Origin of the sequence: Pseudomonas sivasensis, assembly GCF_021391435.1 — a bacterium.
In the GTDB taxonomy this organism is placed as follows: Bacteria; Pseudomonadota; Gammaproteobacteria; order Pseudomonadales; family Pseudomonadaceae; genus Aquipseudomonas; species Aquipseudomonas sivasensis.
Genome location: NZ_CP090029.1, coordinates 2,031,487 through 2,044,032 on the forward strand (window position 1 = coordinate 2,031,487; position 12,546 = coordinate 2,044,032).

The 12,546-nt window shown below is 58.4% G+C and carries 12 protein-coding genes; 7 read left to right on the plus strand and 5 right to left on the minus strand.

Annotated elements, in window-relative coordinates; translation table 11 throughout:
* Positions 1-74: 74 nt before the first annotated feature.
* Positions 75-866: a crotonase/enoyl-CoA hydratase family protein gene (locus tag LRO94_RS09190; protein ID WP_179179324.1), complete on the minus strand. Its 792-nt coding sequence runs from the start codon at positions 864-866 to the stop codon at positions 75-77.
* Positions 867-1,288: 422 nt separating this feature from the next.
* Here LRO94_RS09190 and LRO94_RS09195 point away from each other — a divergent pair, with 422 nt between their 5' ends.
* A complete protein-coding gene (locus tag LRO94_RS09195) occupies positions 1,289-2,962 on the plus strand; it encodes a DEAD/DEAH box helicase (protein ID WP_027606997.1) in 1,674 nt (557 codons plus the stop codon).
* 85 nt (positions 2,963-3,047) lie between these two features.
* On the opposite strand, the gene LRO94_RS09200 is transcribed toward LRO94_RS09195, so the two are convergent.
* Positions 3,048-3,815 carry a DODA-type extradiol aromatic ring-opening family dioxygenase gene (locus tag LRO94_RS09200; protein WP_032889047.1) on the minus strand — a complete coding sequence of 256 codons (768 nt, stop codon included), beginning with the start codon at positions 3,813-3,815 and terminating at the stop codon, positions 3,048-3,050.
* A gap of 105 nt (positions 3,816-3,920) precedes the next feature.
* On the opposite strand from LRO94_RS09200, the gene LRO94_RS09205 reads away from it, so the two are divergent.
* On the plus strand, positions 3,921-4,577 hold the full coding sequence (locus LRO94_RS09205; RefSeq protein WP_179179323.1) for a thiopurine S-methyltransferase: 657 nt from the start codon (positions 3,921-3,923) through the stop codon (positions 4,575-4,577).
* A gap of 57 nt (positions 4,578-4,634) precedes the next feature.
* Here the strand turns inward: LRO94_RS09205 and htpX are convergent, their stop codons facing one another.
* Together htpX and LRO94_RS09215 are read right to left on the minus strand one after the other, a co-directional pair.
* Complete coding sequence (gene htpX / locus LRO94_RS09210; RefSeq protein WP_032889053.1) at positions 4,635-5,522, minus strand: protease HtpX; 888 nt, start codon at positions 5,520-5,522, stop codon at positions 4,635-4,637.
* A 303-nt stretch (positions 5,523-5,825) separates the two neighbouring features.
* A complete protein-coding gene (locus LRO94_RS09215) occupies positions 5,826-7,037 on the minus strand; it encodes a pyridoxal phosphate-dependent aminotransferase (protein WP_032889055.1) in 1,212 nt (403 codons plus the stop codon).
* Between the two features lie 202 nt (positions 7,038-7,239).
* Here LRO94_RS09215 and msrB point away from each other — a divergent pair, with 202 nt between their 5' ends.
* The 3 genes from msrB (at position 7,240) to LRO94_RS09230 (ending at position 8,739) form a co-directional block, all read left to right on the plus strand.
* Positions 7,240-7,632 (plus strand): peptide-methionine (R)-S-oxide reductase MsrB, encoded by a 393-nt coding sequence (gene msrB, locus LRO94_RS09220; protein WP_032889057.1) that lies wholly within the window; start codon positions 7,240-7,242, stop codon positions 7,630-7,632.
* Between the two features lie 133 nt (positions 7,633-7,765).
* Positions 7,766-8,251, plus strand: coding sequence for a glutathione peroxidase (locus LRO94_RS09225; RefSeq protein WP_032889060.1), 486 nt, complete (start codon positions 7,766-7,768; stop codon positions 8,249-8,251).
* Positions 8,248-8,739 carry a MarR family winged helix-turn-helix transcriptional regulator gene (locus LRO94_RS09230; RefSeq protein ID WP_179179322.1) on the plus strand — a complete coding sequence of 164 codons (492 nt, stop codon included), beginning with the start codon at positions 8,248-8,250 and terminating at the stop codon, positions 8,737-8,739. Before LRO94_RS09225 ends, LRO94_RS09230 begins: the two co-directional genes overlap by 4 nt.
* Here LRO94_RS09230 and LRO94_RS09235 read toward each other — a convergent pair.
* On the minus strand, positions 8,693-11,002 hold the full coding sequence (locus tag LRO94_RS09235) for a hybrid sensor histidine kinase/response regulator (RefSeq protein ID WP_032889297.1): 2,310 nt from the start codon (positions 11,000-11,002) through the stop codon (positions 8,693-8,695). The genes LRO94_RS09230 and LRO94_RS09235 overlap by 47 nt on opposite strands.
* A gap of 163 nt (positions 11,003-11,165) precedes the next feature.
* On the opposite strand from LRO94_RS09235, the gene LRO94_RS09240 reads away from it, so the two are divergent.
* Together LRO94_RS09240 and LRO94_RS09245 are read left to right on the plus strand one after the other, a co-directional pair.
* A complete protein-coding gene (locus tag LRO94_RS09240; RefSeq protein ID WP_032889064.1) occupies positions 11,166-12,056 on the plus strand; it encodes an ATP-binding protein in 891 nt (296 codons plus the stop codon).
* Positions 12,053-12,535 carry a GAF domain-containing protein gene (locus tag LRO94_RS09245; protein WP_179179321.1) on the plus strand — a complete coding sequence of 161 codons (483 nt, stop codon included), beginning with the start codon at positions 12,053-12,055 and terminating at the stop codon, positions 12,533-12,535. The genes LRO94_RS09240 and LRO94_RS09245 overlap by 4 nt, the downstream gene beginning before the upstream one ends.
* Positions 12,536-12,546 lie beyond the last annotated feature (11 nt).

Below are 12,546 nucleotides of genomic sequence, written 5' to 3' on the forward strand. Positions count from 1 at the left end.
ACCGCACGTCCCACACTTGGAACTCATTTCAAATGTGGGAGGGAGCTTGCCCCGATGGCGTCGGTATAGGCGACTCAAATGCCCTTGAATACCCCCGGCCGCTTCTCGACCATCGCGCGCAGGCCTTCCTTGGCATCCTCGCTGTTCAGCAATTTATCCACCATCGGCGGCAGCGCGGCGGCCGCAACGGTTTCGCCTTCCACACGCGCCAGGCGGGCCGACATCAAGGTGGCCTGGACGCCAAGCGGCGCCTGGCGCGCGATGCGACTGGCCAGTTCGATGGCGCGGGGCAGCAGGTCTTCACTGGCCATGACTTCCTGCACCAAACCCAGGCGCAGGGCTTCATGGGCGTCGAACTCGTCGCCGGTCAGCAGCCAGCGCATGGCGTTGCCCCAGCCGGCGATCTGATGAAAGCGCAATGTCGCACCGCCAAACGGAAAGATCCCGCGCTGTACTTCCATCTGCGCAAAGCGGGTATTGCTCGCACACAGGTTGATATCCGCCGCGAGCATCAACTCGATACCAATGGTGAGGCAGTAGCCCTGGGCGGCGACGATCACCGGTTTACTGACCCTGGGGCCTGCGAAAACGCCCCAGGGATCACAGCCTCCCAGCGGCGGTTGCCAGCCGCCCGCCATTACCCCGCTGACATTGGCCAGGTCCAGGCCGGCGGTGAAGTGGTCGCCATGGGCAAATACTACGGCCACTCGTGCGTCATCGTTTCGATCAAATTCGCCATAAGCCAAGCTCAGCTCATTGAGCAAATCCAGGTCGAAGGCGTTGCGCTTGGCCACCCGGTCCAGGCCCAACAGCAGGACATGGCTCTGGAGTTCACGGCTGACGCGGCTGCTGCTGGCGTGATTCATTGGGTGTGCCCTCGGGTGGAGAGAAGGGTTTCAGACCAAAGGTCTTGGTCTAAGGGTGAATCGTTTAAGCCTTATGACCAACAGGGCCGGGCCTTTGAAAAATAGACCCTGGCAGGGTTATCTGCAAAGACTGTGACGCACCACGGTTTATCGGTGCTTTGCGATAAAAAAAGCTCCCTTTTTCAAGTATTTCCGGTATAGTGCGCGCCGGCCTTTAACCGGGCCGCGTTTAGGTAGCGCAATTCCCCGAAGTCAGCTTCGGCTGCATGTCCGCACAGCGGACTCTTCCTTAACGAATCTTTTTCATTCATTCGTTTTCGCAAATCCCCGCCGACAAAGCAGCCAGGGCGACTCTTGAGTCTCAACACGGCATGCGCAGCTTTGGAGCATGGGTCTTTGCGGATGCACTTAGAGGCAGACCCATGACCCAGGAAACCGGCGGCTTCGCCGCTTTTAATCTTAACCCGAACATTCTTGCTGCCGTCATTGCGACCGGCTACGAAGAACCTTCGGCGATTCAGCAGCAATCGATCCCGATCATCATGGCCGGCCAAGACATGATTGGCCAGGCGCAAACCGGTACCGGTAAAACCGCCGCGTTCGCCCTGCCTATCCTGCACTGCATCGATCCTGCCAAGCGCGAGCCGCAAGCCCTGATCCTGGCGCCAACCCGTGAGTTGGCGCTGCAAGTAGCAACCGCTTTTGAAACCTACGCCAAGCAAATGCCGGGCGTTACCGTTGTTGCCGTTTACGGCGGCGCGCCGATGGGCCCGCAACTGAAAGCCATCCGTAATGGCGCTCAGATCGTCGTGGCTACCCCAGGCCGTCTGTGCGACCACCTGCGTCGCGACGAAAAAGTACTGTCGACCGTGAACCACCTGGTTCTCGACGAAGCTGACGAAATGTTGAAGCTGGGCTTCATGGATGACCTGGAAGTCATCTTCAAGGCACTGCCACCGACCCGTCAGACCGTACTGTTCTCGGCCACCCTGCCACAGTCGATCCGTGCCATTGCCGAGCGCCATCTGCGCGATCCGCAACACGTGAAGATCCAGACCAAGACTCAGACCGTTACCGCGATCGAACAGGCTCACCTGTTGGTTCACGCTGACCAGAAGACCTCGGCTGTATTGAGCCTGCTGGAAGTCGAAGACTTCGACGCCTTGATCATGTTCGTGCGCACCAAGCAAGCGACCCTGGACTTGGCCAGTGCCCTGGAAGCCAAAGGCTATAAAGCCGCTGCGCTGAACGGTGACATTGCCCAGAACCAACGTGAGCGCGTGATCGACTCCCTCAAGGATGGCCGTCTGGACATCGTTGTTGCGACCGACGTAGCGGCTCGTGGTCTCGACGTTCCGCGTATCACCCACGTGTTCAACGTTGACATGCCTTACGATCCAGAATCCTACGTTCACCGTATCGGCCGTACAGGCCGTGCCGGTCGCGAAGGTCGTGCACTGCTGCTGGTGACTCCACGTGAGCGCCGCATGCTGCAAGTGATCGAGCGCGTAACCGGTCAGAAAGTTGCCGAAGTCCGCCTGCCGGATGCCCAGGCCGTTCTCGATGCCCGCATCAAGAAACTGACCAACAGCCTGTCGCCTCTGGTGGCTGACGCTGAATCGACTCACGGCGACCTGCTGGACCGCCTGACCGCCGATATCGGTTGCACTCCACGTGCCCTGGCTGCTGCCCTGCTGCGCAAGGCTACAAACGGTCAGGCCCTGACCCTGGCAGCTATCGAGAAAGAGCGCCCACTGGTACCGAACAACGCGCCACGCGGTGATCGTCCAGAGCGTACCGGCGACCGTCCAGACCGTGGTGATCGTGAGCGTCGTGCTCCGGTTCCATTGGCTGAAGGTCGTGCTCGTTGCCGTACCGCGCTGGGCGCGCGTGATGGTATCGCTGCCAAGAACCTGCTGGGCGCTATCCTGAATGAGGGTGGCCTGGCACGTGAAGCGATCGGCCGTATCCAGGTCCGTGACAGTTTCTCCCTGGTGGAGCTGCCGGAAGACGGTCTGGAGAAGCTGCTGACCAAGCTGAAAGACACTCGCGTTGCCGGTAAGCAGTTGAAGCTGCGTCGCTACCGCGAAGATTGATCCGCCCTTGGGCTGATTGATCACACATAAAAAATCCCCGACTGGTTCGGGGATTTTTTTGCGCCGCTGTTTTAACAATAAAGAGTTAGCCGAAGCGGTAAATGTCCATGCCCAAGGCACCCATGGTGAAGCCTTGGTGCGCGATGCTGAAGTCCCCACCAGCGCCACGCGCAAAGTACAGCGGCAACAGATGTTCATCGCTTGGATGGCTGCGCACGGCGTGGGGCGCTTGGCGCCGATAGTCGTGCAACGCGGCTTCATCGTTGGCAGCGAGCTTATCCACCACCCAATCCCGGAAGCCCCGCGCCCAAGGTTCGATGCTTTCAGGCCCTGCGTGCCAGTCCAGTTCGCCCAGATTATGCGTGATGCTGCCGGAACCGATCAGCAGTACGCCTTCCTCGCGCAAACTGGTCAAGGCATGCCCGACTCGCGTCTGCAGGGCAGGGCCCATGCGGCTGGGCAAGGATACCTGCACGACTGGGATATCCGCCGCGGGGTACATCAGCGACAGAGGCACCCAGGTGCCATGGTCGAAGGGGCGCTGGTCGTCGATGCGTGCATTCAGGCCGTCGGCGCGCAGCAGCCCGACGATCTCTCCCGCCAACTGTGGGTTGCCCGGTGCGGGGTATTGCACGGCAAACAGCTCGCGGGGGAAGCCGCCGAAGTCGTGCCAGGTTTCGGGTGCGGCGCTGCCGCTGACCAGTAAATCGTGGCTTTCCCAGTGTGCCGATACCACCACTATCGCCTTAGGGCGGGGCATTTCGGCAGCCAGGCGTTGCAAAGCCGGTCCGCTGGCGCCGGGTTGAAGGGCAAGCATGGGCGAACCGTGGGAGATAAACAGGCTGGGGAACATAAGAAGAGTCCTGAGCGTTAACATGTAGCCATCTTCAATCAGATCATTGATCTAAATCTAATATAAGTTTTAGCGCGTTTTGATCGAATTATCGGAGGTGATTCCATGGAGCCCAAGTTTTGGCAGGAGCGCTGGGCGAGAAACCAGCTCGGCTTTCATTTGCCTGAGGTTAATCCTTATTTAGAACGGCATTGGCCTTCGTTGGCGCTCGCGGAGGGCGCCAAGGTACTGGTGCCGCTGTGTGGCAAAAGCCTGGACCTGATGTGGCTGGCCACCCAGGGTCATCGGGTACTCGGCGTTGAGCTATCAGAACAGGCGGTTGAAGCCTTCTTCAGCGAGCAGAGCCTGACGCCGCGAATCACTCAGCGCGGTGTGTTCACGGTGTATCAGGCTGATTTGATCGAAGTGTGGTGCGGCGATTTCTTCGCCCTCGACGCTGAGGTTCCGGCTGATTGCACTGCGGTCTATGACCGTGCCGCTCTGATCGCCTTGCCGCCGTTGATGCGCTCGCAATACACCGAGCAGTTGAACAACATGCTACGTCCAGGCTGCCAGGGTTTGCTGATCACCCTCGACTACGACCAGACGCAAAAGGCAGGCCCACCGTTTGCGGTGACGGATGAAGAGGTAAAGGTACTGTTGGGAGCACACTGGAGCCTGCAGGTGATCGAGAAGCAAGACATTCTGGGTGAGAGCTGGAAGTTCGTGCAGGACGGCGTCACGGGCTTGGACGAGCGGGTCTACAGAGTCGCGCGGGCATAAAACTGTGCCCACAAAAAAAGGGGCGATCAGATCGCCCCTTTTTTGCATTACCAGGTATCAGCCCCGACGACGAAGCGCGTCAATACGCTCTTCCAGTGGTGGGTGGCTCATGAACATACGAGCCAAACCCTGTTTGATGCCGCCGTTGATGCCAAAGGCGGTCAGGCTGTCAGGCATATGCACTGGCAGGCCCTGTTCGGAACGCAAGCGTTGCAGCGCGCTGATCATTGCATTGGTGCCTGCCAGGCGCGCCCCGGCTTCGTCTGCGCGGAACTCTCGTTTGCGCGAGAACCACATCACGATCGCACTGGCCAGGAAGCCCAGCACCACTTCGGCAAAGATGGTCGCCACGAAGTAGGCGATACCGCGACCGCCTTCGTTCTTGAAGATTACTTTGTCCACAAAGTTACCGATAATTCGCGCAAAGAACATCACGAAGGTGTTGACCACACCCTGTACCAGCGCAAGGGTAATCATGTCGCCGTTGGCTACGTGACCAATTTCGTGCGCGAGTACTGCCTTTACTTCATCGGGTGAGAAGCGTTCGAGCAAGCCCTGACTGACGGCCACGAGCGCGTCGTTCTTGTTCCAGCCCGTCGCAAAGGCATTGGCCTCATAAGCAGGGAAAATCCCGACTTCGGGCATTTTGATACCTGCTTCTTGAGACAACTGCTCCACGGTTTGCATCAGCCATTGTTCATGGCGAGTGCGTGGTTGGGTGATGACTTGGGTGCTGGTGCTCATCTTCGCCATCCACTTGGAGATGAACAGCGAGAACAGCGAGCCTGCAAAACCAAAGACCGCACAGAAAATCAGCAGCTGATTGAGGTTCAGATCAACCCCGTTGGCCGCCATGAACCCGTTGAAGCCGAAAAGGCTCAGGGTGATGCTGGCAATCAGCACGACCGCCAGGTTAGTGGCCAAGAACAGCAGGATGCGCATCATGGTTGTAGAGTTCTCCTCATGCTTAATATGTCGCGTACTGCGGGGTATATAAGGTGCGGCATGGGGTGATTCAACCGAGCGACTATTTCAAACTGTGTCCTACAGCCTGAATGTAGAGCTTTGAAGGGATTTTCCGACTAGGAATGTCACCAGAGATGCCCCACTTTTTGCCTCACAACCCTGCAATTATAGGGGGCACGTGGCTTGAGAGAGGCAAGTGCCATACAGAAAAAGGGCGAGATCAGAGAAGTGTTGCCAGATAATCGCTGTACGACCGAATGTCGGTCGTACAGCGCCATGCTACTACTGGCGATAGGTCTTGAGGAAATTGCCAATACGGCCAATCGCCATGTCCAAGTCATCTACGCGCGGCAAGGTCACCACGCGGAAGTGATCCGGCCACGGCCAGTTGAACGCGGTGCCCTGAACCACCAACAGCTTTTCCGACAGCAACAAGTCGAGCACGAACTTTTCGTCGTTGAGGATCGGGCATACCTTCGGGTCTATCCGTGGAAAAGCGTACAGCGCACCCATGGGTTTCACGCAGCTCACACCGGGGATCGCATTGAGCAGCTCCCACGTGCGGTTGCGTTGTTCCAGCAGGCGGCCCTGGGGCAGTACCAGGTCATTGATGCTCTGGTAGCCGCCCAGAGCGGTCTGGATCGCATGCTGGCTCGGTACGTTGGCACACAGGCGCATGTTGGCCAGCATGTCGATGCCTTCGATGTAGCTCTGGGCGTTGTGCTTGGGACCGGAGATGGCGATCCAGCCGGAGCGGAAACCCGCCACGCGGTAGGACTTGGACAGGCCGTTGAAGGTCAGGCACAACAGGTCCGGTGCCAGGGAGGCGGTGCATACGTGCACGGCGTCGTCGTAGAGGATCTTGTCGTAGATCTCGTCGGAGAACACCACCAGGTTGTGCTGGCGTGCCAGTTCCAGCATGCCCAGCAGCACTTCCTTGGAATACACCGCGCCGGTGGGGTTGTTCGGGTTGATGATCACCAGTGCCTTTGTGTTCGGAGTGATCTTGGCCTTGATGTCAGCCAGGTCCGGGAACCAGTCGGCGCCTTCGTCGCACAGGTAGTGCACCGGGTGGCCGCCGGCCAGTGTCACGGCAGCGGTCCACAGTGGATAGTCCGGTGCCGGTACCAGCACTTCGTCGCCATTGTTCAGCAGGGCCTGCATGGACATCACGATCAGTTCGGACACGCCATTGCCCAGGTAGATGTCTTCAATACCGACGCCTTCCACCTGCTTCTGCTGGTAGTACTGCATCACCGCTTTACGCGCGCTGAACAGGCCTTTGGAGTCGCTGTAGCCCTGAGCGGTAGGCAGGTTGCGGATAACGTCCTGGAGGATTTCGTCCGGTGCTTCGAAACCAAAAGGCGCCGGATTGCCAATGTTCAGCTTGAGGATGCGATGACCTTCCTCTTCCAGGCGTTTGGCGTGCTTGAGCACTGGGCCGCGAATGTCGTAGCAGACGTTGGCGAGCTTGTTCGATTTGCTGACCTGCATGGCGATGTGATCCTGAAAATGAACGATCCAGACGGTGTGTGCACTACCGTACTGCGAATCCTGCGAGGCCCGCACCCATAAATACGTTTGAATGCCGATAGCGCGGGTGCCAGACTGGCGTTTTGAAGAGGCGCAATCATACGTGCCGCCTGATCCATGGAAAAGACACAGATCAGGCTTTTTCAGTTGCCGAGGTGTACCGATGGAAAAGTTGCAGAAAACCGTAGAAGAGTGGAAGGCCATGCTCGATCCGGAGCAGTACAACGTGTGCCGGCTCAAAGGCACCGAACGGCCTTTCAGCGGCAAGTACAACGGCACCAAGACCGACGGCGTTTACCACTGCATCTGCTGCAATGAGCCGCTGTTCGATTCCACCACCAAATTCGACTCCGGCTGCGGCTGGCCCAGCTTTTACGCGCCGATTGCCGACAGCGCGATGATCGAGATTCGTGATGTCAGCCACGGCATGATCCGTACCGAGGTAACCTGCGCAAAGTGTGACGCGCACCTGGGCCATGTGTTCCCGGATGGGCCGCCGCCGACCGGCCTGCGTTATTGCATCAATTCGGTGTGCCTGGACCTGGTCCCGCGTTAAGCCTGCGTGGTGAGGGAGCATCCTCCCTCACCACGTGCGCCCATAACGGATCATCAGTTTGATCAATTCAATTGCACACAATTGAATTGCCTACTATGTTTCTACTTCTTTCCGCTTTTATCGAGGCACTGCCATGAGCAACGACCTGCTGAGCATCCCTTGCACCACCATCAAGGGTGAGCAAAAGACCTTGGCCGATTTCGCCGGCAAGGCCGTGCTGGTGGTCAACACTGCCAGCAAGTGCGGCTTCACCCCTCAGTACAAGGGGCTGGAACAGCTCTGGCAGCAGTACAAAGACCAGGGCCTGGTGGTGCTGGGCTTTCCCTGCAATCAGTTCGGCAAGCAGGAGCCCGGTGACGAAGGCGCTATCTCAACGTTCTGTGAGCTGAATTTCGGTGTCAGCTTTCCGTTGTTCAAGAAGATCGACGTCAATGGCAGCGATGCCCATCCACTGTTCGTGCAATTGAAAAAACAGGCGCCGGGCCTGTTGGGGTCCAAGGGCATCAAGTGGAACTTCACCAAGTTCCTCATCGGCCGTGACGGCCAGGTGGTCAAGCGCTTCGGCCCTACCACCAAGCCAAAAGACCTTACCCAAGAGATCGAAGCCCTGCTCAAATGACCGACTTGCCCGCCGTGTCCCTGGCACTGGATAACCAGCTGTGTTTCAAACTCTACGCCGCCTCACGGGCCGTGACCCGCGCTTATAAGCCGATGCTCGACCAGTTGGGCCTGACTTATCCGCAATACCTGGCGATGCTGGTGTTATGGGAATGGCACGACGCAGCCCCTGAGCAGCCGACAGTCAAAGCTCTGGGCGAACGCCTGATGCTCGACTCGGGCACGCTGACACCCTTGCTCAAACGGCTGGAGCAGATTTCACTGGTGCGGCGCCGGCGCAGTGCCCAGGATGAACGGGAGGTGCATCTGAGCTTGAGTGACACCGGCGTGGAACTGCGTGATCAGGCCCTCGCTCTGAAGACTCGGCTGTTGTGCGACAGTGGGGTTGATCTGAATCAGGCAGACACCTTGCGCGTTGGCCTGGATCAGTTATTGGCGCAGATCAGAGCGCTGTCGTCCGAGGCACCCACAGGTCCAGCAGCGCATTGAGTTCTTCGCGGCGGAACGGTTTAGCCAGATAGTCATTCATCCCCGCCGCACGGCAGCGCTCTCGTTCTTCGGGCATGGCGTTGGCAGTCAGCGCGACAATCGGCAGGTCTGGCCAGCGCCCGCTGCGGCGAATCTGCCGGCTGGCCTCGTAGCCATCCATCACCGGCATGTTGCAGTCCATCAGCACCATATCGAAGCGTTGTTCTTCAAGAAACTTTAGTGCTTCACCACCGTGGGCGGCCACTATCACTTCGCAGCCCAGCTTGCTGAGCATGCCCTTGGCCACCAGTTGGTTTACCGGATTGTCCTCCACCAGGAGTATGCAGCCGCGATGCGCGAGTGGGGCGGCATCCAGTTGGATGGGGTCAAGGACCAGGTGCATGTCGGTGCGTAAATTGCGCTGAAGAATCTGGTACAGCGCGTTGCGGCTCAAGGGGCGTGCTTGCTGGTGCAAAGGCGCCAACGCCGCGACCTCTTCGCTGGGCATGAAATTGCCATAGGCCGTCACCAGCAGGATGGGCGCGGTAATGCCCGGTCGTATACGGAACAGACATTCAGGGCAGTCGGTAATCAGCAAGTCAGGCGTTTGCCCGCTCAAGTCGTCATCCATGGTGAAACATTGGGGAGTAAGGCCCCAACTGGGCAGCAGAGTTGTGAGCAACTCGGTCAGGCCACCGCCGATGTTGGTGATGGCAACGACCTTGCCTGTGAGAGGCGGTGGCTGCACGGCGGGCAAGTGGGTAGGTAATGGCAGTTGCGCGCAGAACTGGCTGCCAAAGCCTACCTCTGAACTGATACTCAACCGTCCCTTCATGGCTTCACACAGGTTGTGAGTCAACGCCAGACCCAGACCCGTCCCGCCAAACTGACGAGTGATCCCGGCGCCGGCCTGGGTGAACGGCTGGAATATTTTCACTTGCGCTTCCTGCGCAATGCCGATGCCGGTATCGCAGACCTCAATGCTCACGCCGCCGTCGTAAGTGCGCAGGCGCACATCAACTCGACCGAAGCGCGTGAACTTCAGAGCGTTGGACAGTAAGTTGCTGACGATCTGACGTACACGGGTCGGGTCACCTAGCACTTGGGCCGGGAACTGCGGGTCGATCAAACACGTCAGTTCCACGCTCGGTGCGGCATTCTGCGACAAGAGGTTGGCGGTATCTTCAATCAGTGCGCCAAGGTCGAACGGGATGCGCTCCAGCTCCAACTGACCAGCGTCGAATTTGGACAGGTCGAGAATGTCGTTGAGCAACTCCACCAGCACTTTGCCGGAGTCATGGGCGATAGACAGTTGCTGGCGCTGCTCAGCATTCAACGCGCTGTCCAGCGACAGCGCGATCATGCCCAGCAGGCCGTTGAGCGGGGTGCGGATTTCGTGGCTCATGTTCGCCAGGAAGGCTGCCCGAGCCTGAGCCATGCCTATTGCATTCATCTTCGCCGTTTCGAGCTCATCGTTGGACTGGGTCAGTCGCTGGTTGCTAGCCTTGAGTTCAAGTGTGCGGGCGGAGACGATATCTTCCAGTTGCCCCAGGTATTCCGTCAGTCGGTCTTCGGCGTGGCGGCGCTGCTGGATTTCGGTTTCCATATTTTCAAATTGCTGGTTGGCGACGTTCACCAGTACGCCGATTTCGTCATTTTCATGCCCGGGCGGACAGTCCAGGTGGGCCTGCTTGCGAGTGCTCAACTCACGAATGATGCGCACCAGCGGCTGGGTCAGCATCACGTAGAAAAGACCCAGCAAAATCCCGGTCAGTAATAGGCTGCGTACGAATCCGTTGAGCAGGGTGATCTCGGCGCGGTGTAGGAACCGGCTGCCGAAGGCGTAGGTGTCTACATCCAGACGCAGTACACCCAGTGGGTCGTTGGGCATATGGCTCAGGAACAGTTGGTCTTCGAACTGGCGGTTGGCGCCAAACATGAAGTCACTGATAGGCCGGTAGGTGCTTTCTCTACGAGGCCGGTCGACATCGGCGAGCACCACGCCATTGTTGTCGATCAACTGCGCACGAATGATGGCAGGGGAGTGCAACAGTCCGAGGGTCAGTTCCTGGGCCAATTCAGCATCAATGTTGTAAGCAATACGTGATGCTGGGTTATGGCTGATTTCGATCAGTGAGCGTATTTCACGGTTGATGGATGCGTCTTCGCTGGCATAATCAATGCCGATTTGGATCAGGCTGAGCAAGGTTCCCAAGACGAAACCGACCAGCACAGTCAATCTGGCTTGTTTATAAGACAAGCGGTGGGCGAACTTGATATCCATCGAGTGTTGAACCACTTCACGTTTCCCTTCGCCCGGCAAGCATAGCTGAACATCCACAGGCTTAGGCTTGCCCGGCATGAACCGTTTTTTACGCAGCCCCAAGCGGTCTGTCGCAGGGTTGCCAATACGCCATCTTTTACAAGAACTTGCCAGAGGAATAATCGTGGATTCTCGATTGAATGCCTTTCTGGAGCGAGCCGATGCAGTGCTCGCTCGCCTGGAGCCCTTGTTGCCCGCGCCACGCCAAGCCATCGACTGGAGCCACTGTCTGGCCGCCCGCTGGCAGCGCGAAGGCCGCAGCGGTTTTCTGTTGCCACTGGACGTAAGCCTGGACATGCGTCTTTCCGACCTGATCGGTGTAGACAAGCAGCGTGAAACATTGGCGCGTAACACCCAGCAGTTTCTTGATGGACTGCCCGCCAACCACGCGTTGCTGTGGGGCTCGCGCGGCACCGGTAAATCGTCCATGGTGCGCGCGTTGCTCGCTCATCACGCGAAGGCCGGTTTGCGCCTGATCGAAATCGAGCGTGACCACCTGGCGGATTTGCCCCGTGTGGTTGAGCAACTGCTCAAGCTGCCGCAGCGTTTCATCCTGTTTTGTGATGACCTTTCGTTCGAAGCCGGCGAGGGCGACTACCGTGTGCTCAAGAGCGTGCTGGATGGTTCCCTGGAACAGGCGCCTGAAAACGTGCTGCTGTACGCGACGTCCAACCGCCGTCACCTTGTGCCGGAAAATCAGAGTGACAACGACAACTGGAAGAGGGTGGATGGGGAACTGCACCCCAGCGAGGCCGTGGAAGACAAGATTGCCTTGTCAGACCGTTTTGGCTTGTGGCTGTCCTTCTACCCGTTCACCCAAGAGCATTTCCTGGATGTGGTCGAGCACTGGATCGGTGAGCTAGCGAGCAAGGCCGGTTTGCAATGGCAGCGCGACGAAGCCCTCGACATTCTCGCGGTGCGCTGGGCGACCGGGCGCGGTAACCGCAACGGCCGCTGCGCGTATCAATTTGCCCGTTACTGGGTGGGTCTCAAATTACTGGAGCGTCAACCATGATCGATTTACAACAAGCCGGCACTGGTCTCGGTGGCTACGCCCTACTGTGTGCCCAATTGGAGTCGCTGCTGGCCGATGAGCGCGATTTCATCGCCAACAGCGCGCAGTTTTCCGCTTTCCTCTTTAGCCAGCTGGATGACTTGAATTGGGCCGGCTTTTACCTCAATCGCAATGAAGAGCTGGTGCTTGGCCCCTTCCAGGGGCAGATCGCTTGTGTGCGTATTCCGTTTGGCCGAGGGGTCTGCGGCGCTGCTGCAGCGTCGCAGCAGACCCAGCGAGTAGAGGATGTGCATGCATTCCCAGGACATATCGCCTGTGACAGCGCGTCTAACAGTGAGCTGGTCGTGCCACTGCTCAAGGACGGTAAGTTGATCGGCGTCCTCGACCTCGATAGCCCGTCGTTGGCCCGCTTTACCCCTCAGGATCAGGCCGGAGTCGAACAGTTGGCGGCAATTTTCCTCCGCTTGACCGACTGCTGATCAAGTGAGGG

Coding starts and splice junctions, on each gene's coding strand:
- LRO94_RS09230 (WP_179179322.1), top strand. CDS start 8,248: ATGACCGACTTGCCCGCCGTGTCCCTGGCACTGGATAACCAGCTGTGT.
- LRO94_RS09235 (WP_032889297.1), bottom strand. CDS start 11,002: ATGGATATCAAGTTCGCCCACCGCTTGTCTTATAAACAAGCCAGATTG.
- LRO94_RS09215 (WP_032889055.1), bottom strand. CDS start 7,037: ATGCAGGTCAGCAAATCGAACAAGCTCGCCAACGTCTGCTACGACATT.
- msrB (WP_032889057.1), top strand. CDS start 7,240: ATGGAAAAGTTGCAGAAAACCGTAGAAGAGTGGAAGGCCATGCTCGAT.
- LRO94_RS09245 (WP_179179321.1), top strand. CDS start 12,053: ATGATCGATTTACAACAAGCCGGCACTGGTCTCGGTGGCTACGCCCTA.
- LRO94_RS09195 (WP_027606997.1), top strand. CDS start 1,289: ATGACCCAGGAAACCGGCGGCTTCGCCGCTTTTAATCTTAACCCGAAC.
- LRO94_RS09225 (WP_032889060.1), top strand. CDS start 7,766: ATGAGCAACGACCTGCTGAGCATCCCTTGCACCACCATCAAGGGTGAG.
- LRO94_RS09205 (WP_179179323.1), top strand. CDS start 3,921: ATGGAGCCCAAGTTTTGGCAGGAGCGCTGGGCGAGAAACCAGCTCGGC.
- LRO94_RS09190 (WP_179179324.1), bottom strand. CDS start 866: ATGAATCACGCCAGCAGCAGCCGCGTCAGCCGTGAACTCCAGAGCCAT.
- htpX (WP_032889053.1), bottom strand. CDS start 5,522: ATGATGCGCATCCTGCTGTTCTTGGCCACTAACCTGGCGGTCGTGCTG.
- LRO94_RS09200 (WP_032889047.1), bottom strand. CDS start 3,815: ATGTTCCCCAGCCTGTTTATCTCCCACGGTTCGCCCATGCTTGCCCTT.